Here is a 23,813-nt window from a genome sequence, read left to right as displayed (position 1 = left end):
GATAGGTAAATTAAACAGATTTTATTTTCAATTCGATTAGAATTGTCGCAAAATTTACATTAATAGGCGACAGCGAAATGACAGCAGTAAACAACCAGAATCTGCTTCAATTGCGTTTTATCCAGCAAGCGCATATCGAAGCAGTTAAGCCCTCATTTAATCAACTTCCTGACAATCCATATGCAGATGGTGCATTTCGCAAGCGCCGTTACTCGGTACTTCAGTTTGCAGATGACAAAGTGAGTGTGCAGCCTACGAAGGCGTTTGTTCAGGATGATTCAATAAATACATTTCAAGGTAATATTGAGCGTGTGTACGAAAACTTAGATTCAGCTCTATTGAACACTGAAGGTTTTAAACATTTGTTGAGAGAGTTTAAGTTGATGACTGGTATTGACGATACTCGTGATATCGAAGTACATCAGTTTCGCATGTTAGCGATTGAGTCTGATACACCACCTGCACCAGAAGGTATTCATCAAGACGGTTTTGACCATGTCTGCGTGTGTGGCGTGTCTCATGAAAATATTGCAGGCGGTGAGCTGTTAGTGTATGAAAATAAAGAATCAGAGCCGTGCTTTAAAATGGAGATTAAAGATGGCTTATTTGCGTTGATCAATGACCGTCAAGTGTGGCATAACGCAACGCCAATGAACAAGCTAGATGCCAACAAAGTGGGCTATTTAGACTGCTTTGTATTTACTGCGTAAGGGTAACAAATGGAACTTACACAACTACGACGTCAGTTTCCTGCTCTAATGCAGCAGGTTAATGGTCAATCGCCACTTTTCTTAGATGGACCGGGTGGCTCGCAAGTGCCGCAGTCGGTTTTAAGTGCGATGTCTGCCTATTTAGGATATTTTAACTCTAACTTAGGTGGTGCTTTTTTCTCAAGTGACAAAACCGTTGCGCTGATGGATGATGCACGTCAAGCCGTCGCTGATTTCTTAAATGCACCAAGCAAAGAGCAGATAGTGTTCGGTGCGAATATGACGAGCTTAACTTTTAGTTTTAGCCGAGCTATTTCGCGCGATTGGCAAGCGGGTGATGAAGTAATCGTAACAAATGCTGATCACTACTCTAACGTATCGTCATGGCGTTTGGCAGCTGAAGATAAAGGCGCGAGTGTTCTTGCTGCGCGTATTAACGAGCAAGATTGCACACTGGATTTAGCGCATTTTAAAAGCTTACTGAATGAGAATACTAAGCTGGTTGCGCTCACGTATGCTTCTAATACAACGGGCTCAATTAATGACATTAAACAGGTTGTTGAGCTTGCGCACCAAGTTGGTGCGTTAGTGTATGTTGACGCTGTGCATTATGCGCCTCATGAGCTAATCGATGTGCAGGCATTAGACTGTGATTTCTTAGCGTGTTCGGCTTATAAATTCTTTGGTCCACATGTAGGCATAGTCTATGGCAAGCGTGAACATTTAGAAGGCTTTACACCTTATAAAGTGGAGCCGGCAAAAGATGTGATCCCCGGCCGTTGGGAGACGGGTACGCAAAGCTTTGAAGGTTTAGCGGGTGTTATCGCGGCGATTGATTATATTGCGTCGCTCAGTGGTATGACACAAGATACACCGCGCCGTGAGCGTTTAGCCGTTGCATTTGCAAAAACCAAACAGCATGAAATGAAGTTGAGCGAGTACTTTTTGACGCGCCTTGAGCAATTGCCACAAATTTCGTTATTTGGTATTGCTGATAAGTCACGTTTAAGCGAGCGAACACCGACTTTTGCACTTACTTTTGAAGGTTTTGAACCTCGCCAAGTGTCTGAGTTTTTGGGGAAGCAACATATCTGTGTGTGGGATGGTAACTTTTATGCGCAAGGGTTATGTGAGCAACTTGGCGTAATGGATAAAGGCGGTGTCGTACGAATCGGCTGTATGCATTATAATACTGTTGAGGAATTAGAGAACCTATTTATGGCTTTTGAGCAACTGCTCAGCGCGTAATTACTCAACTGTTTTAAAGCAAAGGTTTTATTTTTAAAGCCTTTGCTTTGGCATAACGTACACCTTTACAATGAACCATAGTTATTTTGGTCTAAGCATCGCGAAGTTACGGCATATAGTACTACGCTGGTGAGTCTAATTTGGATAATCCTTTTCTTAACTCCCACTTTTGTTATACGTGACCAATATGCTGCGTACAACTTGTATGAAATATCACCTTTTTACATACCTTTAAAGTAAATTGACATCGTCATATTTGATAAGTTAGCCTGAACAAGCTCGCAGCAGTAATTAGTTTATGTAGACTTATAATATTAATTTTATTAAAACATTACTCATCTGGTGAGTAACGCTTGTTTAGAGCAAGGAGGGCTAAATATTTAGCAGTCGTTATTACGTAATAAAATAGAGCAACCTGAAACTTAGGCGATGCAATAAAATGGATTTTAAGCACATGCAGAAATTATTAATGATACCTATTATGTGTTGGTTTTTAACACTTATATTTATTAATACCTATCACTTTGCGGTTCCCATGGCTGGTATGGTGAGCGAACCGGATTTATTCACTGCACACTTTTGGTGGACAGCGGTATTAAGTTATATTTTTTACGGGTTTTTATGTTTTAATATTCCATTACTGATGTTGATACAATATATGTGTTCAAAGTGGCCGGTAATTGTAAACCATAACTACCGCAATGGTATTGAGTGGGTCACCACAGTTATGTTGTGCCTATTGTGGGCCTTATACCTTAGTCAGCCGCATTTTTGAATAGTATAAATCAAGCCCGTCACTCCTTAATTAAGCGCAAAGGAGTAAAAGGCAGGATGCAGCTATTCACAAATTATCCTCGATAAAGTTACTCAGCTTGTTAATACGCATACTCATACCCTCAATAATTTTATCTTTTACTTTCTCTCGAATAACATTGGGTAGGCGGGTCATGGCATCGGGCGTAATCGCTAGCAAAATACTGTCTTTAATGGCTTTAGCGCTGGTTGAATGCTCACGATGACAAATAAAAGCGCCTTCTCCAATAAACTCGCCTGGACGAATACGGCCTAGCTCAAGTAGCTCGTTGCTTTTAAATATAATTAGCTCACCACTTAAGACGATGAATAAACGGTTGTCTAGTTCAAAGCGTTTAAAGGCGTGGCGTCCATTGTGCACCAAATACAAGTGGCTGAATGATTCGAGCAAAACTTGTCGTTCTGATATTGTAAAATCTTTAAAAAAGTTAAGTCGATTTATGATTTCAAGCTGTTTAAATAAAGGTACACTCTCAAGAAGTTTCATAAGCTTAGATTGATGAAGGCTTTATACTAGATAGTGGCTAGTTTTAACTGTGGGGTCAATGATCTTTTGCTGAGCGCTAATACTACGTGCGGCCAGATTTTTTAGATTAGCATGCAGCATCGTATGGAGAAGTGGGGCAGGTCAAACCTTGATAACTCATACACCCTTTGTTGTAAGGTGACGAAGCGTACATACCGCCTGCTGCTTGTGGCGTTAATTCAGCTGCTAATACTTTATTGTTATTTAGTTGCTTAAGTGGTTTTTCAATCAAATTTTATTCACTTTGGGGACGTGGAACACAAATAATAGGCAGAGTTAAGCTGTTCTACCTATTTATGGACTAATCTTGAATATTCCTCTCTTTTAGTTTTCGGGTTAACGTATTGCGACCCCAACCAATTTTTAATGCGGCGTCTTGCTTATGACCATGACAGGCACTGAGTGCCGTTTTAATGAGACGCGCTTCAAGTTGTGCCTGAACTGCTGGCCAGATATTGTTTTTACCTTGTTTAAGCTCGTGGTTAAGCCATTGTTGGAAAGCATCTAACCAATCCCCTGTGGCTTCATTAACTGGTGTACTTTGGCTAAGTTCGTCGGGTAAATCATGCGGGCCAATTAATTCACCCGGTGCCATCACTGTTAGCCATCGGCAGGTATTTTCAAGTTGGCGCACATTACCAGGCCAATGATATAAGCGCATAGTATTGATAGCTTCATCGCTGAGTATTTTACATTCTACTTGTAGCTCTTTTGCACTACAGCTTAAAAAGTGCTGCGCCAGCTTGGCGATATCTTCAGTACGCTCCCTTAGAGCTGGGAGTTTTAGCCTAACTACATTTAAACGATGAAATAAATCTTCTCTAAACTGACCTTTTTTTACTAAAGTTTCTAAATCTTGGTGTGTGGCAGCAATAATACGTACATCCACTTTGACACTTTGATGGCCGCCAACGCGATAAAACTCGCCATCTGCAAGCACTCTTAAAAGCCGAGTTTGTACATCAAGTGGCATATCTCCAATTTCATCTAAAAATAGTGTGCCACCATCGGCTTGTTCAAACCGGCCTCGGCGCATGCTGTCGGCACCTGTAAAGGCCCCTTTTTCATGGCCAAATAATTCTGACTCAACGAGATCTTTGGGAATTGCAGCCATATTTAGCGCAATAAATGAGCTTGCTTTACGTGGGCTATGGTTATGTAAAGCACCAGCTACCAACTCTTTACCGGTACCTGACTCACCATTAATTAGCACGCTCATGCTAGATGCAGATAGTTTTCCTATCGCGCGAAAGACTTCTTGCATAGCCGGTGCTTCACCGATGATATCTGGGTGATTTTGTTCTTTCACTTGGCGTTTTGTTTTACGTGCTTGCTGACTGGCTTGATAAGCTCGTTCTACGAGGGCGGTAGCATCATTTAAATCAAATGGCTTGGCAAGATATTCAAAAGCCCCTTTTTGAAATGCATTCACGGCAGAGTCTAAATCAGAGTGTGCGGTCATAATGATCACCGGCAGGCTAGGGTGTTTTGCAGATATTTCTTCTAGCAGCGCCATGCCATCCATACCGGGCATGCGGACATCTGAGATCAACACCGTGGGTTGACTATATGATAAAGCGGTTAGCACATCTTGGGCATTGGCAAAGCTCTCTGTAGTAAAACCTGCACGCGATAGTGCCTTGTCTAAAACAAATCGTATAGAGGCGTCATCATCAACTAGCCAAACTGTTTTCATTCGTTGCTCCCATGCCGTTGTTGTCAAACGGCAAGTAAATATTAAATTCGGTGTGTCCTGGCCAACTATCACAATCGATCAACCCACCATGTTGCTCAACAATTGTTTGAGCAATTGAAAGGCCCAGGCCAGAACCACCGTCTTTATTAGTGATCATTGGGTAGAACAAAGTATCTTTTAACTCTTCAGCAATGCCTGGACCATTATCGATAATTTGTATTAGCAATGCTTTTTTCATGAGTCTTTTACCCTGTCGCATTCGATGCTTGATACGCGTTGTTAGGGTAATGTTGCCTTCATCATTGCCTTCTAAAGCTTGCAGGGCATTTCTTACTATGTTCAATACCACTTGTTGTATTTTTGCTTGGTCAATCACAATATCGGGTATGCTAGGGTCATAGTCCTTTCGTAGCGATACTTGACTGGCGTTATCTAACATACTGAGTTTGACCACTGACTCGAGTGTTTGATGAATATTGCACGGTGCTTTGTTAGGTAATTGACTGGGTCCAAGTAACCTATCCACCAATTCAGTCAGTCGGTCTGCTTGTTCAATAATCAACTGTGCGCATTGATCTCGTTCTTGCTGACAACTCTCATACTGCAATAATTGCGCCGCTCCTCTTATTCCCCCTAACGGATTTTTTATTTCGTGTGCCAAACCTCTAATGAGAGTTCGCGCAGCATGGTATTGATGCATTTGATTTGAAGCTTGGTCAAAGCGCACTTCATCATCTATACGGCGACATTCTAATAAAATAAAAGCATTGCTTTGATGATGAATACGTCTGGCATGTAAGTTTAAAGTAGCAGCTCGGCTATCGATAAATACAACGTCTACTCGGTGTTGCTGGCAATCTACGCCATCCTCTAGGGCATATTGAGCTAGACGTTCAAAGTCAATGTGGTGGTGGCTAAAAATATCATTAAGGGGTTGGCCTATTAAGCGCTTTAAACCCAAGCCAAATAATTCACTGCAACTATTATTGGCATATTGAATGGTAAACTTATCGTCTAATAGCAATATGCAAGTTGCTAAGTTATGCCATAAGGCATTTAAAAAAGGGTGAGTACTTTGTGCCATGATGGATCGCCTATCGTTTCTTTGCACCAAGATGGTGCACTATATCATGCCGTTTTTCTATGAGCTATGGATTAATGCGGCTGGCTCGGTATAGGTAAAATGTGCTTTTAGGGCTTGAAGCAATTTTTGCGCCGTGTTCATTGAATAGGAATATAACTAACCTGATGCTCACCTTGGGCAACGTCTCTAAGAGCAAATGTAGTGTTTTGTAATGACCAACTTACTATTTAAGGATAACGGCACTATCAAACTTCCAGAGAAGCTGGCTTTTACTTGTCAAATAAAGGAAATGCTACCTGTATCTTTTTTATATTGTTTGTAAATTGCTGGACGAGGAAACTCTATGGCTTTTTAGCTTTTTAAAAGCAAGAGTGCAGGGCTGCGCTTTGATTGTTTTAAGGGGTTATTGAGGTTTATTTTTCAAAATTATGATGTGATATATCTGAATATATCCGATGACCATTTTCACGATATGCCTTTGGCTGACAAGCTGCAACGAAAAGCGTTTGTAATAAGCAATATACCAACAGAATACGTACAATCTATGGCTTCCTTTGTTGGTGTTATACTGCTTTGTTTGAGTACGTAAAAGTCGCTTTACCAAAAAAGCCCGCATAGCGGGCTTGAGAACACATATGATTTAACTGCGTAATTAAACGCTGTAGTACATTTCAAACTCAATTGGATGAGTTGTCATGTTCAGTTTTTCCACTTCTTGTGACTTAAGTGAGATATAAGCATCGATTAAGTCATCAGTGAATACGCCACCTTGAATTAAAAATTCACGGTCAGCATCAAGACATGCCAATGCTTCATCTAGTGATGCTGCAACAGTTGGGATCTCAGCCGCTTCTTCAGCTGGAAGATCGTATAGATCTTTATCCATTGCATCGCCAGGGTGGATTTTGTTCTTAATACCGTCAAGGCCCGCCATTAACATTGCTGAGAATGCAAGGTAAGGGTTAGCAGTTGGATCAGGGAAGCGAACTTCAATGCGACGCCCTTTTTCAGATGGAACCACTGGAATACGGATTGATGCAGAACGGTTACGTGCAGAATAAGCAAGCATAACAGGTGCTTCAAAACCAGGTACCAAACGCTTGTACGAGTTAGTTGATGCGTTAGCAAATGCATTAATAGCTTTAGCGTGCTTGATGATACCACCAATATAGTAAAGCGCCTCTTCAGAAAGACCGCCGTACTTGTCGCCGGCAAAGATGTTTTTACCATCTTTACCAAGTGATTGGTGGCAGTGCATACCTGATCCGTTGTCACCCACTACTGGTTTAGGCATGAAAGTCGCCGTTTTGCCGTAAAGGTGTGCCATATTGTGGATAACGTATTTCATTTCTTGGATTTCGTCAGCTTTTAACACCATGGTATTAAAGCGAGTCGCAATCTCGTTTTGACCTGCAGTGGCAACTTCATGGTGGTGTGCTTCTACTACTTGCCCCATCTCTTCAAGTACTAAGCAGGTTGCTGAGCGCCAATCTTGTGATGAGTCTACTGGTGCAACTGGGAAGTAACCGCCTTTAACGCCAGGACGGTGACCGGTGTTACCGCCTTCGTAATCTTTGTCTGAGTTCCAAGATGCCTCTTGCGCGTCGATTTTGTACATAGAGCCAGACATGTCAGTTTTGTACTTCACGTCATCAAATAAGAAAAACTCAGGTTCTGGGCCAAATAAAACTGTATCTGCGATACCTGTTGAACGCATATATTCTTCAGCGCGTTTTGCCACAGAGCGAGGGTCACGTTCGTAACCTTGTAATGTAGAAGGCTCTACAACGTCACAACGTACGATTAGCGTTGTCTCTTCAGCAAATGGGTCTAATTTAGCTGATGCTGCATCAGGCATTAACACCATGTCAGATTCGTTAATGCCTTTCCAACCTGCAATTGAAGAACCATCAAACATTTTACCGTCTTCAAAAAAGTCTTCATCGGCTTGATGATGAGGAATAGATACGTGTTGCTCTTTACCTTTGGTATCTGTAAAGCGTAAATCGACAAATTTAACGTCATGTTCTTTAATAAAATCTAAAACCGATTGTGACATGTGTCCTCCAACTCGTTGGTTTTTTTATGCTTGCTGCATTAACTTAATGCGATTGCGCTTTTTTAAGCTTAATATGTGCCAGTTTTATCAAGTTGATGATTATAGGCGGTTTTTTATATTTTTCCATGGTGTGAATATACATTTTGCACCAACTTGGTGCTAGGGTGCATTGCTTTGGTGCGTTTAATGTTGGCGCCAGGTGCATGTATTTTTAATCAAAAGCCTGCAGCTCAATACTCTTAATAGTGCGATTTTTCTGCAAAAAAAGGTTGTAAATCATTGCTGTCATCACAAAGTAACAAAATTTATGCTGGATAAACTTTCTTCTATCGTCGGAATAAGGGATAATGTGCGCCCTTTAAATCCTATAATGGGACATCTCTGGCGCGCCGGACCCTTCATTTTAAAATGAAGCGAAACCGCGTAGATCGACTAGGATCACTGAGATTCAACTTCTTTGAGTAAGAATATGAACATCGAAAAGTTAAGAAATATCGCGATTATCGCACACGTTGACCACGGTAAAACAACCCTAGTTGATAAGTTGCTAGAGCAATCAGGCACACTAGAAACACGCGGCGGTAATGAAGAGCGTGTAATGGATTCAAATGATATCGAGAAAGAACGTGGTATCACAATCCTAGCTAAAAATACGGCTATTGGCTGGAATGATTACCATATCAATATCGTAGACACTCCTGGACACGCTGATTTCGGTGGTGAAGTAGAACGTGTTCTTTCAATGGTTGATTCTGTATTATTACTCGTTGATGCACAAGAAGGCCCTATGCCACAAACGCGTTTCGTAACGCAAAAAGCATTTGCACTAGGTCTTAAGCCAATTGTTGTTATTAACAAAATCGATAAGCCAGGTGCGCGTCCTGATTGGGTTATGGACCAAGTATTTGATTTATTCGATAACTTAGGTGCATCTGATGACCAGTTGGATTTCCAAGTTATTTATGCATCAGCAATCAACGGCTGGGCTACACTAGATTTAGACAGCCCTTCAGACAACATGCAACCGATGTTTGAAGCAATTGTTGATCAAGTAGCAGCACCAGATGCAGACGCAGATGGTGGACTGCAAATGCAGATATCACAGCTTGATTACAACTCATATATTGGTGTTATCGGTGTTGGCCGTATCAAGCGTGGTACAGTTAAATTAAACCAACAAGTAACAATCGTTGGTGCAGATGGTAATAAACGCAACGGTAAAGTAGGTCAGGTGCTAACTTATTTAGGCCTTGACCGTCACGAAGCTCAAGAGGCATCGGCTGGTGATATCATCGCAATCACGGGATTAGGCGAGTTAAAAATCTCTGATACTATCTGTGATGTGAATACAGTAGAAGCACTACCTGCATTATCTGTAGATGAACCAACAGTAACAATGACGTTCTCTGTAAATACTTCACCATTTGCAGGTCAAGAAGGTAAATTCGTAACGTCACGTAACATTCTTGAGCGTTTAGAAAACGAATTAGTTCACAACGTAGCACTTCGTGTAGAAGAAACTGACAATCCAGATAGCTTCCGTGTGTCAGGTCGTGGTGAATTGCATTTAGGTATTTTGATTGAGAATATGCGTCGTGAAGGTTACGAGCTTGCTGTATCACGTCCAGAAGTAATTCTACGTGAGGTGAATGGTCAATTAGAAGAACCATTTGAAACAGTGACTGTTGACGTACAAGAAGAGCACCAAGGTTCTATCATGGAACAACTTGGCTTGCGTAAAGCTGAAATGACAGACATGGCACCAGATGGTAAAGGCCGTGTACGTTTAGACTTTATGATGCCAAGCCGTGGCTTAATCGGCTTCCAAACTGATTTCATGACGCTAACGTCTGGTTCTGGTTTGATGTACCACACTTTTGACCATTATGGTCCCCACAAAGGTGGTTCAATCGGCAAGCGTAAGAATGGTGTATTGATTGCAAATGCAACGGGTAAAGCATTAACTAACGCACTCTTTAACTTACAAGAGCGTGGTAAGCTATTTATTGGCCACGGTGTTGAAGTGTACGAAGGTATGGTTATCGGTATTCACAGCCGTGATAATGACTTGACGGTTAACGCGCTTAAAGGTAAGCAGTTAACGAACGTACGTGCATCAGGTACTGATGAAGCACAAACACTTGTACCACCTATCAGAATGTCACTTGAGCAAGCACTAGAGTTCATCGATGATGACGAGTTAGTAGAGGTAACACCTGTGAATATTCGTATTCGTAAGAAGTTACTTACGGAAAGTGAACGTAAGCGTGCAAGCCGTCAATCGAAAGACTAATTTGATTTTTTGATTACATATTGATAAAAACGCCGCGACTAAGCGGCGTTTTTTATTTTAAAATAAACCATAACTCTCGGTTTCTTCTGGTTCATAACCTTGTAAATGTTCAGGCCTAAAAATAGCACTGGGGTCAATGAGTACCGTATGTGTGTCGCCCCGCTTAATTAACCCTTGCATCATTTTTTTTGTCTGAGGGTCAATTTCAAAGCCGATGTTGGTGATTTCACTGAGTGATTTTATTTCGCTTTCTTCACAGTGCATATTATCCTCAACTTGATCGACTAATAAGCCAATATGCGGCTTATGTCCGTCTTGTGTGGTAAACACAATAATGGGCTTGTGGTCTAGACTTATTTGTTCCCGAGCGGATTCAAATAGACGCATAAGCTTTAAAAACGTTGTGGCTTTTTCTTTATCTAACATCGATAAAGCTTTCTGCTTTTTATCATCGGCACATAAACTGAGTAATGTATCAGCAAGGGCATGCAAACGGTTATGAGGCTCTTCAAAACGGCTTAATATGGCTTTGAGATCGTCGTTTTCGGTTTTAAAGTTATAAAACCATTGACCAAACTCACATTGTTTTGGGTCTCTGGCTTTGTCAAAATCATGTCCATGTACCACACTTTTTTCTAATGCTTGTAACCAGCTACGGTGCTCATCTTCGCGAGCCCTTAATAATTCAACCAATGCATTATTTATATCGTAGGATGATTGGCTATTTAAAATGATGCCAAGATCGAATATTGGCGTGGGTGTGCCCATGTAGTCCTTTACGCCCAAGAAACTCGGGTTGCCATTAGGCAGTGACGTTAAGTTTCCTTCGTAACGTTCAGTGAGTAAAATATCTAAAATCTTCAGTGAAATAGTTTTTTGTCCGACTCGGAAGTTGATTAAATCCATACTTTCCTCAACAAGCACTTTTGGTTTTGTTTAAGGATAGAACATTATGATGAATATGATCGGTACACAGGCAATTTCTTTTGATGATCAGAGAGTTTAAAAAGTGCTTTTAAATCACTGTCATGCTCAAGTACCCATGGTAACTTTCTAAGTAGGCATTGCTGTGAATATTGTGCTGCGCATTGTTGCGCGGCACGACTGAATACCAACGCATTAAGATAACCTTCAAATAGGATGTGATCGATTTTCAAGTTTGTTTCTCGTTGAACAAGGCGCCGAAATTGCTCACACAGCTTTGCTTGGCATAAAATGGGGTTAGGTACTACTTCTGTGACCATAATGGTTTGTTCAGGCTTTATTCTTGCAAACAGTGCTTTACTTGAGACAAACGAAACACTAGTGAACTCTAAATTTTGCTGATTATTAGTCGCTAACTTCACAAATTTTGCTAATGGTTCATAAGTACCAATCATTATCACCGCAGTTGCTTTGGTTGTGTTTATTTGTGCATGTGCTTTTTCAACATCATTAGTATTTCGTCTAAAACGAGATATAACAGTGGGTTGCAAGCTTTGTTGAGCTAGTGCTTTAGTTAAACTTTTCTCTAGCGTAATACCAAATTCATCCGCTTGAATTAAAAGCGCGATTTTCTGATGTCCTTGTTCTTTAACCAAGTATTTGATCTGTTCGTTAGCTTCATCTTGATAGCTAGCTCGTAGGTTAAATATATGATAATTGCCGACATGATGTAAAAAATCAGCCCCCGTAAAAGGCATAAGTAACGGTGTTTTACTGTGTTCTAATAGGGGTCGTATCGCTGATGTTGTAGGTGTGCCCATAAAGCCAAAAAGGGCGTCAACATTTTGCTCATAGATAAAAAACCGGGTGTTATGGACTGTACGATTAGGCTCATAACCATCATCTCGGACAATAAGCTGTATGACCCTGTCTTTTATCCCTCCTTGCTGGTTAACACGATTAAAGTGCAACATTGCGCCAGCATGAAGTTGCTTGCCAATTTCTTGAGCGGGACCACTTAACGCAATTGACATACCCAGTTTTATTGGCGCAGATTCGTTACACAGACTGTGTTCACTCACTAAAAAGAGTAAGGTGATGAAAAGTGTTTTAGTGTAGCGAGTTAAGCTGTCCATGTATTTCTGATACCAAGGTATTAAAAGCATGAGAAAACTGCTTTTTTGAGTCTAGGGGTAAGTCGCTTTTGAGCCACTCTTTAGTATTATTTTGTAATAATAGTCTAATCCCTAGCTGTTGTGAAACATCTGATAACTCAAGTAATAATTTTGGACACGTGATTAGTACTTTCCAGATAGTGGCACTGTCTTGCTCAAGCATCGTTGCTTTGTTCACCATAAAGTTTAGCTGTTCAGTTACTTGTTTAGGTAATGTAAGGTTTGGCATAGCGGTTAAAATTTGTTTAGCCAATTGCCAGGGTAAGTACTGATAATGATTACTCAGTTGGTAGCAGAAGTTCATTCTAAAATGTTGACATAACTTATTAATATAAAAATTTGATTCGGTTACGTTTTTTAATACTATAGCTGCATATTCACCGCTGGCTTTGTCTTGCTTGAATCCTAACTTTGTTGTTTGATAGCCATTTTTTTGCCAAAACTTGAGTAGTCTAGATGTTGCGCCAAAGCTACTACCAAAATAGTCAACCGATTGGCCGAGTTGTTGGTGAGTATAGTTAAGCAGTGCTGTACCTAATCCTTGAGTATGTAACTGAGGTGCTATGGCAATACGCACTATGCGGGCGATTTTTGCGGTTAAAAAGTGCTGGTTACCTTGAATCGAAAATAGCTGTTGTGGTAGTAAGTGTCCTTGAGGGCGGCGAGTACCTGTGGCTATCTCACTATGTAAGTCCTCGCTGATTTGTCCTTCTATATTCACCAAACATAGGCCCAAAACCTGCTCAGTGTTGCGCACAATAAAAATGACCTGTGACGGGCTATCTAACAATTGACGCAAGTCATTCACGGTTGTTTGATAGTGAGCGAGTACTAAAAGAGAAAATGCTTGATGCAGCAACTGCTCATTTTGTACTAGATCTTGGCTTTTAAGTTGCTCAAAGGTGATATTGCTACTGCCACGTGCTATAGGGTATTGGCAATCTAAAGCAAATAAATGATTTATCTGCTTTTCAAGCGGATCATTTTGTTGATAGCGAATAGGTTGTTGTAAGTGCTCGCAGATAAAGTCAGGGTGATGATCAGATAAGTACTGTTTAAAGCGAAGAGTATAACCTCGTCCATTACCCTCGTATCCGATTATGGTACTTGAAAATACGCAGCGTTTGGTTTTTTCAGCAAGTGCAATTAATACTGGTACTGGAATGGCTGCTGCTTCATCGATAAGTAATACTTGATTTTCTATTTGTAATTTTAATAGTTGGTCCGGCGGCATAAAGTGCAGATTTGCTAACTGCTTTTCATGACCTTTGTACTCTAAACCAAGTTGTTGCGCTAAATGTTTAAAGCTATTTTTAACAGCACGGTATTGTAGCGCGCAAATAATGAAACTCTGCCCTCTGAGGTGTGCTGCAAGCAATCCAAGAGAGGCTGATTTCCCTCTCCCCCGATCTGCACTTAATAAAGTGGGTTGTGGTTTTTTACACGTTAAGTTATTGGCAATTTTTTCGATGATACTTTTTTGTTCATTATAATTTGCTTGAGACTGCTGTTTTATGCCATGAAGTGACAAAAATAAGCCATCACATTGCGATAGGTATGACACATTGAGTTGTCTAAGTAGTTTTTGCCAGCGTTGTAAAAAAGGGCTTTGATTGACACTAAAGCCATGAGAGCACCAAGTAGCCGCACTCGGGTCGAGCCAATTTGATAGTTGACTAAGCTCTGGCAAAATAAGTATCAGGAGTCCACCTGCTTTAACAGTGCCGCTCAGAGCGGCCAGTTTATTAGGTTCAATGCCACTGTAGCCATCATAAATTGCCAGAGCAAACTCTTGGCCAAGAATTTGGTGTAAATGCTCAAGCCAGCATGCATGCTCAAGTGCTGGATGTTTCGATAGCAACAAGCGGTCACTATCTGATAGGTCAAATAATTCATTGAGCTGCTTGATGGCCCATTCATGCTCGCCGCACAGTAATAATAGTTGGCGGTGCCGATTGCGGGCCAGTTCAGTGAGTAATGGTGCTAATTTAGAGGCTTTGTAAACGGGCATATGCTGTTACCAACCACTTGCTGCCTACATCATCAAAGTTCACTTGGATCCGAGATTGTGCGCCACTGCCTTCATAGTTTAGTACAGTACCTGCACCAAACTTAGCGTGCAAAACGCGTTCTCCAAGGTTGTAGCCACTGTCTTCAAAGGCAGCATGGGTTACCGAAGCACTAAATCGGCCACTGTTAACAGGTCGAGAAACTTGGGTTTTGATGCGAATTTCTTCAATGCACTCTTCTGGTAATTCACGTAAAAATCGAGAAGGACTGTGGTGTTTTTCTTGCCCGTACAAGCGGCGACTTTCAGCGTGACTAATGTACAATTTATCCATAGCACGTGTCATACCGACGTAACATAAGCGACGCTCTTCTTCTAAGCGACCTGATTCTTCATGGCTTTGTTGCGAAGGGAACATGCCTTCTTCAACGCCAACCATAAATACTAGCGGGAATTCTAAGCCTTTAGCTGAGTGCAGCGTCATCATTTGTACTGCATCTTCATGCTCGTCAGCTTGCCCTTCACCAGATTCCAAAGAGGTGTAAGCTAAGAAGCCTTGTAAAGGAGAACTAAAATCTTCATCGATTGGAAGCTCATATTGACCACAGGCGCTGATTAACTCTTCTAAGTTTTCTACACGAGCACGGCCTTTTTCACCTTTTTCGGCTTGATACATGGCCATAAGCCCAGAGCCTTCAATGGTAGTTTTAGCTTGTTCTGAAAGTTCTAGTTCAGTAATTTTATCATCCAATTGCTCAACTAATTCTATAAATCGTGCAATGGCGGTAGCGGCTCTCCCAGCAAGGTGTTTTTGCTCTAATACCGCTTTAGCCGCATACCACAATGGCATCGACTCATTTCGCGCACAATCACGAATGTGGCTGAGCGTTTTATCACCAATACCTCTGGCTGGGGTGTTGATCACGCGCTCAAATGCGGCATCGTCTTGGCGATTACTTATCAAGCGTAAATAAGCGAGGGCGTCTTTAATTTCTTGGCGTTCAAAGAAGCGCATACCACCATAGATTCGGTACTTTAGACCTTCTTGCAATAAGGCTTCTTCTAAAACACGAGACTGCGCATTATTGCGATATAAAATGGCGCAATCTTGCAAAGCATTACCAGAATTAAGCCATGAACGAATTTTACTCACAACAAAGCGTGATTCATCTAGCTCATTAAAGGCGGCATAAATCGAAATCGGCTCACCTTGGTCGCCTTCTGTCCACAAGCTTTTTCCCATACGCTCAGCATTATTTTGAATGAGTGCATTGGATGCTTTTAAAATAATGGCTGTGGAGCGATAATTTTGTTCTAGTCGAATAGTTTGTGCGGAAAAATCGTCTAAAAAGCGTTTGATATTCTCTACTTTTGCACCACGCCAACCATAAATACTTTGATCATCGTCGCCAACAATCATCATGTTATTTTCATTTCCAGCTAACAACTTTAGCCATTGATATTGAATGCTATTAGTATCTTGAAATTCATCGACCAACATATGTCTAAAGCGTTGTTGGTAGTGCCTGAGCAGAGTGGGTTGTTGGCATAGCAATTCATAACAACGTAATAGTATTTCAGCAAAGTCTACTAACCCTGCGCGATCACAGGCGTCTTGGTAAGCGGTATAAACACGCAATAACAATTGCTCGTTTACATCGTATGCTTGAATATCTTTTGGCCTTTGTCCTTCATCCTTGCGGGCACTGATATACCAGGCAATTTGTTTGGCTGGCCATTTTTTTTCATCAATGTTCATCGCTTTCAATAAGCGGCGGATCATACGCACTTGGTCGTCACTGTCTAAAATTTGAAACGCTTCAGGTAGTTTCGCTTCACGGTGATGAGCGCGTAAAATACGATGAGATAAACCATGGAACGTACCAATCCACATACCGCCAACGGGTGAGCGTAGTGTTTCTTCTACCCGTGTACGCATTTCTTTAGCTGCTTTATTGGTAAAGGTAACAGCAAAAATACTATAAGCTGAGGCGTGTTCAACCTGCATTAACCAAGCTATGCGGTGTACAAGTACACGAGTTTTACCTGAACCGGCACCGGCAAGGACCAACATATTACTCAGTGGCGCTGCCACTGCTTCACGTTGTTTTTCGTTTAAGCCATCGATTAATTCAGAAACGTCCATTGCCGCGCCTATATATGTTAATTGAGCGCAAAGTATACCTGTGTTAGGGGGGGGTTGCCCAGTTCAGCACATGAAAAACTACTGTGGTAATCACTATCTATTTGAATTTTAAATAAAAAACCTACCTATTAAGCTGTATAAATAACCAGTTATTCTTTATCTAATACAGATTTGAGTCTATTTTGCATCTCTTGTACTAATAGATCCGGTTGGAATTTTGATAAAAAGGCATCACAGCCCACTTTTTTTACCATGGCTTGGTTAAAGCTACCACTGAGTGATGTATTTAAAATAACGTATAAGTTTTTTAAACGACTATCGTTACGAATTTCGTAGGTGAGCCGGTAACCATCCATTGCGGGCATTTCGGCATCTGTGATCACAGCCAGTAGCTCTTTATTAACATCAATACCTTCATCGGCCCAATGTTTTAATACGTTCAAGGCTTCTTGACCATCGGTGGCAGGAATAATTTCAATGCCTAACTGTGCCAGCGTGTCTGACACTTGACGGCGTGCGGTTGGCGAGTCATCGGCATGGAGAATTTTACGACCTTGGAACTCATTAATAATCTCCTTATCTAAAATTCCTTCAGGTATGATGACATCATAAGACACTATTTCGGCTAATACTTTTTCAACATCAATGATCTCCACGATGTGTTCAGCCCCATCACGTTTAATTTTTGTTAGGGCTGTTAGATAGTGGTTTTTCCCCACCGAACTGGGCGTGGGCATAATGTCTTGCCATGTGGTGTTTACGATTTGATCTACTTTACCAACAAGAAATGCTTGTATTGTACGGTTATATTCGGTGATCACTAAGTTGCTATCAGTATCTTGACCACAATCAGGCATACAAATCGCTTTACGAAGGTCAATGACAGGGATGGACTCTCCACGAATGGTTGTTACACCACATACTTTAGGGTGAGCGTTGGGTATTATATTAAGATGCGGCAGTTTAACGACTTCTTTTACTTTAAAGACGTTGAGTGCAAAGAAATGGCGACTATGCAGATGAAACAGCAAAAGCTCTAGACGGTTTTCACCTACCAGTTGCGTTCTTTGATCTACAGATGCTAATAAGCCAGCCATACCACATCCAATTTTTTCTTTAATATAGATAAGACTATATCAAAGAAATTAACCATGCGCATAGTCAAGTACAATAGAATTCGTAGCTTGGATCTTAAGAAAGCTTGCAGGTGATCTATCAAGATGAGAACTTATGTGTTCAAATTTTAGCGAGAATACTTCTTTAGATGTCAATAGAAGTTGGCGCTATCATATGGGATAAGTTATTGACATATCACAGTGCAAAATCGTACTTAGGTAATAATTATAGGGATCTTAGGCAGTTGCCATACTAGAGAGTACTCATTCTTTTCTGGATGGACTTTAGTTTGCCTATTTCCTTTGTAAATTAAACATTTATAATTCTTATTTAGAGGAACTCTAGGGCGTGTTTATTTTTGCTGTGTGCTTTGCCATAGTGAGTTTACGGTTTAGGTAAGATAGTGCTGTAATCAGGAATACGGAGACTTTAGTGCATATATTCAAACGGTTGGTAGTCATTTTTCGCGCACATGTAGATCAAGCTAGCTGGCAGCTTTTAAGTACAGTGACTGTGTGCCATTTAATACTGGTTTGGGTGTTACTTTTTTGCGCTGGGGAATTAGCGCTTATAGAACCAAACACATTTATCTATTACTATATAGTCACCACATCAACGGTAGGATATGGTGATTTTAGTGCAACCACAGATTTTGGCCGCTGGGTTGTCGCGCTAGTACAAATTCCATTTGGGCTTGCGTTGTTTGGTGTACTATTAGGTAAGGCAGGCCAATTTATGACATTTTGGATAAGAAGATCAATGACTGGCGATAAAGATTTTTACCACCTTCGTAACCATATAATTATTTTTGGTTGGCACCCCACAAGAACAAAGAAGATGATTGACTACATTTTAGCCGATGCTAAAAGACAAGATAGACGCATTGTGTTGGCTGTTGTTGATGAAATTGAACATCCATTATTGAGCTACTCACAAGTTGATTTTGCGAAGTTAGCAAGCTTTACGGATGATGATGAATTAGCACGCATCAGTACAAGCTATGCAGATAAAATCATTATTGATGGGCAAGATGATAACCAAACATTCACGGCCGCTTTAAAGCTCAGCCCGATGGTAAAAAAGAATGCACATATCAGTGCTCAATTTGTAGATGAGAGCAAAGTCAATTTGCTGCGAGCACATTGTCAAAACGTTGAATGCTCTTCGAGTAAATCAGCAGAGATTTTGGTCAGAGCGATGCAAGACCCTGGTTCAAGCCGAGTACAAGAAGAGCTGTTATCGACTTTATATGGTGACACGCAATTTAGTTTGCAGCTTCCGGCAAACCTTAAAACATGTCAATTTGGTGCCTTGTTTCATTACTTTAAAGAAAAGCATGATGCTATCTTACTGGGTATCGCCCATGATTTAAGCGCACAAAATATGGACTTGAACCCGCCATTAGATTATCCAGTTAATGCAGGAGATATTTTACATTATATTGCTGCTGAGCGTGTGTTGCCTGACGAAGTAGCTTGGCAAAAGTTAATATGAGCGAGCTGATCTTATTATGTTTTGCTGTCTGTGCGTATTTGATACCGGTAGGGGTTATTGTTGGTAGTAAGCGTACAAAAGGCCATGAGAAAAACGGCTGGCTAATCGCTTCTTTGGTGTTTTCATGGCTCACATTGTTATTGTACTTTTCTATTGTACCAAAAGAAGGAGTACAGTCAGAAAAGCCTAAAAAGGGTAAGGCACACACCGATCGTTAACTTGGATTGAGTAATTGCCATTCATTTTCGGTGACGGGCATAATAGATAATCTACTGGCTTTTTTTAAAGCCAGCTCTGTAATACGAGGGTCTGCTTTAATGTCGGCTAATGAAATGGGCTGCAAGTGCTTTACATACTCTAATGTGACGCCATACCACCTTGGATTCTGAATACTTGCTTTGCTGTCGAAATAATCACTTTTATTGTTGAATTGATAGGGATCCGGTTGTGCGGCCGTAATTACTTTGCCGATACCAACAATAGCAGGTACTTTACAACTTGAATGGTATATAAATACGAGATCATTGAGCTTAACGTTGTCACGTAAAAAATTACGCGCTTGATAGTTTCTTACACCTTCCCAGAATGTTCCCTGTTTTCCAGCCACTTTTAAATCATCGATAGAAAATGTATCGGGCTCTGTTTTGAATAACCAATATGCCATATGCTGTCCGTTCTGTTCATTTTGTGTTGATAATATAAAAATAATCATTTCGCTCAGCAACCTAGATTATTTTCTCAGTCGGTTAAGTTAGGGTGACTCACTTTACTGACTATTATACTATGATTATTGAATTAAACTGATGAAATAAGGGTTCCCGATGAGTCAGGTTCTTACCGATCTATTATCGCTTTTAAAACTTGAAGAAATAGAGCAGGGTATTTACAGAGGGCAAAGCCAAGATTTAGGATTTCCACAAGTTTTTGGTGGGCAGGTAATGGGACAGGCACTTTCTGCTGCAAAATATACCTTACCAGAAGGTCGCTATGTGAACTCACTACACTCATATTTTTTACGTCCAGGTGATGCTAAAAAGCCGATTGTCTATGATGTGGAAGTGATCCGAGATGGCCGCAGTTTTAGTACTCGTCGTGTACGCGCTATTCAGTATGGTAAACCCATTTTTTATATGACAGCCTCGTTTCAAGGAGATGAACCAGGGTTGTCACATCAAAGTACCATGCCGAATGTTCCAGGGCCGGAGGAATTAAAGTCTTCGATTGATTTTTATCGAGAAAACAAAGCTTTGATCCCAGAGACATTACGCAATAAATTTACCTGCGATATGCCGCTTGAGACACGCCCCGTCGAATTTCAAAACCCATTCCAGCCCGATATCACAGAGCCTCAACGCCATGTGTGGTTTAAAACCAACGGCCCTTTACCAGATGATCGGCGTATTCATAACTACTTGCTGGCTTATGCATCTGACTTTGAGTTTTTACCCACTGCATTACAACCACATGGCTTATCATTTATGCATCCGAGCATGCAGGTGGCGACTATAGATCATGCCATGTGGTTTCATCGGCCTTTTAGAATGGATGAGTGGATTTTATATAGTGTAGATAGCCCAAGTGCTTCAAATGGTAGAGGTTTGGTGCGAGGGCAGTTTTTCAATCGCGATGGCGAATTGGTCGCTTCAACGATTCAAGAAGGGGTAATGCGTCAGCGCAGTTAATCAAGTTAGTTAACCTCAGGTTTGGATAAGGGTTTTGGAATAGAAAATATTTTGTAAACAAACTTACGTATCATCCAATGATGATATTTTGTTCAATATCAAGGCACTTTCATTTGTAATAGCGGGCTATTACAAATGAAAGCAACACCGAGAGTGAGAAAAATAGCTTTAATGGGCAAATTCGCTTATCCAGAGCTGAGGTTAGTTAGCCGCCCAATTCAATGAGGCGGCCACTATTGTAAGGTTCTCTAAAACTACATCGTATCCTGTATCGATTGAGAAATACTTGCAGGTAATAATTCATTGAGATGATATTGTAGGCCTTCTAGCTTCTTTTGTGCTTGAATGCACTGCTGTTTATCTATTTCTATAAAGCCCTGTTCTTTTAAGCTGCTGATAAAGGCCACCAATACTTTTTTATCAAAAAATTCAGGGCTTTTGATACCATGTAATGTACCGAGTCGGTTTGCTATCACATCTGTTTCAGACTCTAGTGCTTTTCTGGTAATACCTTGCTTCCTAAAAATTAAACTGGAAGTGATCGCATAACGCTCTAGGGTTAACTGGCTAACTTTACCTAGCATCTCTAGTTGTGCTAATGCGTTATTGTCTTTGATCACATGGGCTATTTGGCCATCGAATTTAATGAGCCCTTGTTGAGCAAAACACGTCAGTATTTGTGCTATGTAATCCTTGCTCATGGACGTAAGGAACCACTCTTTTGCGAATAATGGGTAGAGTATTTCAAAGAGTTTATGACACTCCTCTACTGATACGCTAAAGCGATTAAATAGTTGTTGCGCAATAACGCTCGGTACAGCAAAAAGATGCACTATGTTATTGCGATAGTAATTAAATAGTGTGCGCTCTTTGTCTTTTATGGCGATGATTTCACCTAACTCATCTGCCAGTACATCTAGCTTATTGAGCTTTAATGCATGGCTGAGCAGTTGTTCAGCCGTCTCTTCTGGCACTGTTACCTGTTCATTATATTTGGCGTCGCGTTGCAATGTTAGATAAAAAGATAATTGTTCTAATAGCTTACGTTTACTGAGTGCAAATTGACTATTGCTCAGCAAAATAGTAGCAAGTAAGTTAATTGCATTAAGTGCGGCCGCGCTATTGATGTTAGTCATTACCTTATCAGCAAGTTCTGCAACTTGGGTATTAAGCCATTGAGGTTTTTGAATATCGGTTGGGTGAATGGCGTCTCGCCAATTGCTTTGATGCTCGTTTAAATATTGATTTACATGGATTGGTTCACCAAAATTTAAGTAACCTCGACCATAGTTTTTCAAGTTTTTTATCGCTTTGAACACAGCAAAGATGGATTCGTTCTTTTTATGATTGCCTGCAAGCTCTTTTAAGTAAGTATTGATCTCCATAACATGTTCATAACCAATATATACAGGCACTATTGAAATGGGGCGGTCAATACCACGCAACATTGATTGTAGTGTCATTGCTAACATACCCGTTTTAGGGGGAAGCAATCGTCCTGTTCTGCTGCGTCCACCTTCGGTATAAAATTTAACAGAATAGCCTTTGATAAATAATTGGCTTAAATATTCTTTAAAAACGGCAGAGTAAAGCTTGTTGCCAGCAAATGAACGGCGAATGAAAAATGCACCTGAGCGACGAAAAATACCGCCTGCAGGGAAGAAGTTAAGGTTAACGCCCGCTGCGATATGTGGAGGAACGAGCCCTTGGTGATAAATTACATACGTAAGTAGTAAGTAATCCATATGACTTCGGTGGCAAGGTACGTAAATTATCTCGTGTCCTTTATCAGCTAGTTGGTGCACGCGCTGAGCGTATTTTACTTCGATACCATTATAGAGTTTCGTCCATAACCAAGTGAGCACGCGGTCTGCAACACGGACCATGGCATCAGAGTAGTTAGCTGCTATTTCGTCAAGTAAATCTTGTGCGTTGAGCCGTGCTTCTTCATAAGTTAAGCCTTTACTTTTTGCTTCATCCGCAATGGCTTTTTTAATCGCAGGCGCGGCCAGTAAAGAGCTAAATAATTGCTCTCGAGAAGGTAACTTGGGGCCTGTGGCTGCCAGTTTTTGACGGCGAAAATGTACTCGCGCAACTCTTACAAGTTTATGTGGTAACTCAGTGACATCCGATTTGTCATTGATCAACTGATTAAGTTCAATAGGTTGACTAAAGCGCACTAAGTTATCTCGGCCAGATAGCAGCACTACAAAAAACTTACGTAACCAGCTTGGAGTGAGAGAGTGGGAGAATAATGTGCCAATACCGGGTTTTTCTTTTCCAGGGTTTCGGCCCCATAATATAGTAACTGGGATGATCTGAGCTTGCGTATTAGGTTCACTATTTAGGGCTGTAAAAATTGCCTTGCCTGTTGTGAGCGCATTACTTGGTTTGGCGACTTTTGCAAATAAAGGTGTCGGGTTTTGTAAACCAATAAAGCGCTCAATATCACTCCCAGCTAAATTTTGTGGTTTAGTTGCTCTGGGCAAACCAAGCTTTTTACATATCGCATCTAATGCAGCAAGGTCTGCTCGTGAGTTTAGTCGTGCGACATAAAAAGTGGGTAACTCTGGATTAAGATTAAACTGCGCGATTGGGTTGTCTGGCAGTAATTTTGTTTTTACTAATAATAGATTAGCCCATTGGGCGAGTAGATTTAAGGCTCGAGAAATTATTCTCATGACAACACCACATTTAAAATTTTGCAATAGCATACCAAGCTTTAATTGGACTGACCATTTATAGGCGCTTTAGCTAAGTATCTTGGGTTAAAAAGCAATCAAGGTGTAATTATACAGCACATTAAAATAACTTAGCATTAGTTGTTGCATTTATCACC

General features: G+C 40.8%; 18 protein-coding genes. 6 read left to right on the top strand and 12 right to left on the bottom strand.

Translation table 11 applies throughout. From position 1 onward, the window contains the following. The first annotated feature begins 77 nt into the window (after positions 1-77). Positions 78-710, top strand: a complete 633-nt coding sequence (locus tag OCI93_RS07710) for a 2OG-Fe dioxygenase family protein (RefSeq protein ID WP_261626151.1) — start codon at positions 78-80, stop codon at positions 708-710. Positions 711-719: 9 nt separating this feature from the next. Next, complete coding sequence (locus tag OCI93_RS07705) at positions 720-1,958, top strand: cysteine desulfurase-like protein (protein ID WP_261594077.1); 1,239 nt, start codon at positions 720-722, stop codon at positions 1,956-1,958. Between the two features lie 841 nt (positions 1,959-2,799). On the opposite strand, the gene OCI93_RS07700 is transcribed toward OCI93_RS07705, so the two are convergent. The 5 genes from OCI93_RS07700 to glnA all read right to left on the bottom strand — a co-directional run bounded on the left by OCI93_RS07700 (position 2,800) and on the right by glnA (position 8,136). Next, the gene (locus OCI93_RS07700) at positions 2,800-3,258 is read right to left on the bottom strand and encodes a cyclic nucleotide-binding domain-containing protein (protein ID WP_261594076.1); all 459 of its coding nucleotides are present in this window, start codon (positions 3,256-3,258) and stop codon (positions 2,800-2,802) included. A gap of 106 nt (positions 3,259-3,364) precedes the next feature. Further along, on the bottom strand, positions 3,365-3,529 hold the full coding sequence (locus OCI93_RS07695; RefSeq protein ID WP_261594075.1) for a hypothetical protein: 165 nt from the start codon (positions 3,527-3,529) through the stop codon (positions 3,365-3,367). A 69-nt stretch (positions 3,530-3,598) separates the two neighbouring features. After that, on the bottom strand, positions 3,599-4,993 hold the full coding sequence (ntrC, locus tag OCI93_RS07690) for a nitrogen regulation protein NR(I) (RefSeq protein WP_261594074.1): 1,395 nt from the start codon (positions 4,991-4,993) through the stop codon (positions 3,599-3,601). Beyond that, positions 4,971-6,077, bottom strand: coding sequence for a nitrogen regulation protein NR(II) (gene glnL, locus OCI93_RS07685; protein ID WP_261626150.1), 1,107 nt, complete (start codon positions 6,075-6,077; stop codon positions 4,971-4,973). Before glnL ends, ntrC begins: the two co-directional genes overlap by 23 nt. Before the next feature lie 652 nt (positions 6,078-6,729). Beyond that, on the bottom strand, positions 6,730-8,136 hold the full coding sequence (gene glnA, locus OCI93_RS07680) for a glutamate--ammonia ligase (RefSeq protein ID WP_261594072.1): 1,407 nt from the start codon (positions 8,134-8,136) through the stop codon (positions 6,730-6,732). A gap of 469 nt (positions 8,137-8,605) precedes the next feature. On the opposite strand from glnA, the gene typA reads away from it, so the two are divergent. After that, positions 8,606-10,429: a translational GTPase TypA gene (gene typA, locus OCI93_RS07675; RefSeq protein ID WP_261594071.1), complete on the top strand. Its 1,824-nt coding sequence runs from the start codon at positions 8,606-8,608 to the stop codon at positions 10,427-10,429. A gap of 57 nt (positions 10,430-10,486) precedes the next feature. On the opposite strand, the gene OCI93_RS07670 is transcribed toward typA, so the two are convergent. From OCI93_RS07670 to OCI93_RS07650, 5 genes are all read right to left on the bottom strand, one after another. Further along, a complete protein-coding gene (locus OCI93_RS07670) occupies positions 10,487-11,335 on the bottom strand; it encodes a CZB domain-containing protein (RefSeq protein ID WP_261594070.1) in 849 nt (282 codons plus the stop codon). Between the two features lie 44 nt (positions 11,336-11,379). Next, positions 11,380-12,519 (bottom strand): ABC transporter substrate-binding protein, encoded by a 1,140-nt coding sequence (locus OCI93_RS07665; RefSeq protein WP_261626149.1) that lies wholly within the window; start codon positions 12,517-12,519, stop codon positions 11,380-11,382. After that, entirely contained in the window at positions 12,464-14,539 is a 2,076-nt protein-coding gene (locus tag OCI93_RS07660) for a tRNA(Met) cytidine acetyltransferase TmcA domain-containing protein (protein ID WP_261626148.1), read from the bottom strand. Before OCI93_RS07660 ends, OCI93_RS07665 begins: the two co-directional genes overlap by 56 nt. Next, a complete protein-coding gene (uvrD, locus tag OCI93_RS07655; protein ID WP_261594067.1) occupies positions 14,517-16,682 on the bottom strand; it encodes a DNA helicase II in 2,166 nt (721 codons plus the stop codon). The genes OCI93_RS07660 and uvrD overlap by 23 nt, the downstream gene beginning before the upstream one ends. A 149-nt stretch (positions 16,683-16,831) precedes the next feature. Next, complete coding sequence (locus OCI93_RS07650; RefSeq protein WP_261594066.1) at positions 16,832-17,779, bottom strand: chemotaxis protein CheV; 948 nt, start codon at positions 17,777-17,779, stop codon at positions 16,832-16,834. A 451-nt stretch (positions 17,780-18,230) separates the two neighbouring features. Here OCI93_RS07650 and OCI93_RS07645 point away from each other — a divergent pair, with 451 nt between their 5' ends. Both OCI93_RS07645 and OCI93_RS07640 read left to right on the top strand, forming a co-directional pair. Further along, on the top strand, positions 18,231-19,292 hold the full coding sequence (locus tag OCI93_RS07645; RefSeq protein ID WP_261594065.1) for a potassium channel family protein: 1,062 nt from the start codon (positions 18,231-18,233) through the stop codon (positions 19,290-19,292). Next, positions 19,289-19,510, top strand: a complete 222-nt coding sequence (locus tag OCI93_RS07640; RefSeq protein ID WP_261594064.1) for a hypothetical protein — start codon at positions 19,289-19,291, stop codon at positions 19,508-19,510. Before OCI93_RS07645 ends, OCI93_RS07640 begins: the two co-directional genes overlap by 4 nt. Here OCI93_RS07640 and OCI93_RS07635 read toward each other — a convergent pair. Further along, positions 19,507-19,956: an EVE domain-containing protein gene (locus OCI93_RS07635; RefSeq protein WP_261594131.1), complete on the bottom strand. Its 450-nt coding sequence runs from the start codon at positions 19,954-19,956 to the stop codon at positions 19,507-19,509. The two genes, OCI93_RS07640 and OCI93_RS07635, sit on opposite strands and share 4 nt — an antisense overlap. Positions 19,957-20,113: 157 nt before the next feature. Here OCI93_RS07635 and tesB point away from each other — a divergent pair, with 157 nt between their 5' ends. Then, positions 20,114-20,974, top strand: coding sequence for an acyl-CoA thioesterase II (gene tesB, locus OCI93_RS07630; RefSeq protein WP_261594063.1), 861 nt, complete (start codon positions 20,114-20,116; stop codon positions 20,972-20,974). 254 nt (positions 20,975-21,228) lie between these two features. Here tesB and plsB read toward each other — a convergent pair whose 3' ends face one another. After that, positions 21,229-23,655 (bottom strand): glycerol-3-phosphate 1-O-acyltransferase PlsB, encoded by a 2,427-nt coding sequence (gene plsB / locus OCI93_RS07625; RefSeq protein WP_261626147.1) that lies wholly within the window; start codon positions 23,653-23,655, stop codon positions 21,229-21,231. Positions 23,656-23,813: the final 158 nt, after the last annotated feature.

It is taken from the genome of Pseudoalteromonas holothuriae, from assembly GCF_945859825.1.
Taxonomy (GTDB): Bacteria; Pseudomonadota; Gammaproteobacteria; order Enterobacterales; family Alteromonadaceae; genus Pseudoalteromonas; species Pseudoalteromonas holothuriae.
This window is presented reverse-complemented; position numbering and strand designations above follow the sequence as displayed.

Bases quoted from the DNA above. Each gene is read 5' to 3' on its own strand.
- OCI93_RS07710 (WP_261626151.1), top strand. From the start codon at position 78: ATGACAGCAGTAAACAACCAGAATCTGCTTCAATTGCGTTTTATCCAG.
- OCI93_RS07705 (WP_261594077.1), top strand. From the start codon at position 720: ATGGAACTTACACAACTACGACGTCAGTTTCCTGCTCTAATGCAGCAG.
- OCI93_RS07700 (WP_261594076.1), bottom strand. From the start codon at position 3,258: ATGAAACTTCTTGAGAGTGTACCTTTATTTAAACAGCTTGAAATCATA.
- ntrC (WP_261594074.1), bottom strand. From the start codon at position 4,993: ATGAAAACAGTTTGGCTAGTTGATGATGACGCCTCTATACGATTTGTT.
- glnL (WP_261626150.1), bottom strand. From the start codon at position 6,077: ATGGCACAAAGTACTCACCCTTTTTTAAATGCCTTATGGCATAACTTA.
- glnA (WP_261594072.1), bottom strand. From the start codon at position 8,136: ATGTCACAATCGGTTTTAGATTTTATTAAAGAACATGACGTTAAATTT.
- typA (WP_261594071.1), top strand. From the start codon at position 8,606: ATGAACATCGAAAAGTTAAGAAATATCGCGATTATCGCACACGTTGAC.
- OCI93_RS07670 (WP_261594070.1), bottom strand. From the start codon at position 11,335: ATGGATTTAATCAACTTCCGAGTCGGACAAAAAACTATTTCACTGAAG.
- OCI93_RS07665 (WP_261626149.1), bottom strand. From the start codon at position 12,519: ATGCTTTTAATACCTTGGTATCAGAAATACATGGACAGCTTAACTCGC.
- OCI93_RS07660 (WP_261626148.1), bottom strand. From the start codon at position 14,539: ATGCCCGTTTACAAAGCCTCTAAATTAGCACCATTACTCACTGAACTG.
- uvrD (WP_261594067.1), bottom strand. From the start codon at position 16,682: ATGGACGTTTCTGAATTAATCGATGGCTTAAACGAAAAACAACGTGAA.
- OCI93_RS07650 (WP_261594066.1), bottom strand. From the start codon at position 17,779: ATGGCTGGCTTATTAGCATCTGTAGATCAAAGAACGCAACTGGTAGGT.
- OCI93_RS07640 (WP_261594064.1), top strand. From the start codon at position 19,289: ATGAGCGAGCTGATCTTATTATGTTTTGCTGTCTGTGCGTATTTGATA.
- OCI93_RS07635 (WP_261594131.1), bottom strand. From the start codon at position 19,956: ATGGCATATTGGTTATTCAAAACAGAGCCCGATACATTTTCTATCGAT.
- tesB (WP_261594063.1), top strand. From the start codon at position 20,114: ATGAGTCAGGTTCTTACCGATCTATTATCGCTTTTAAAACTTGAAGAA.
- plsB (WP_261626147.1), bottom strand. From the start codon at position 23,655: ATGAGAATAATTTCTCGAGCCTTAAATCTACTCGCCCAATGGGCTAAT.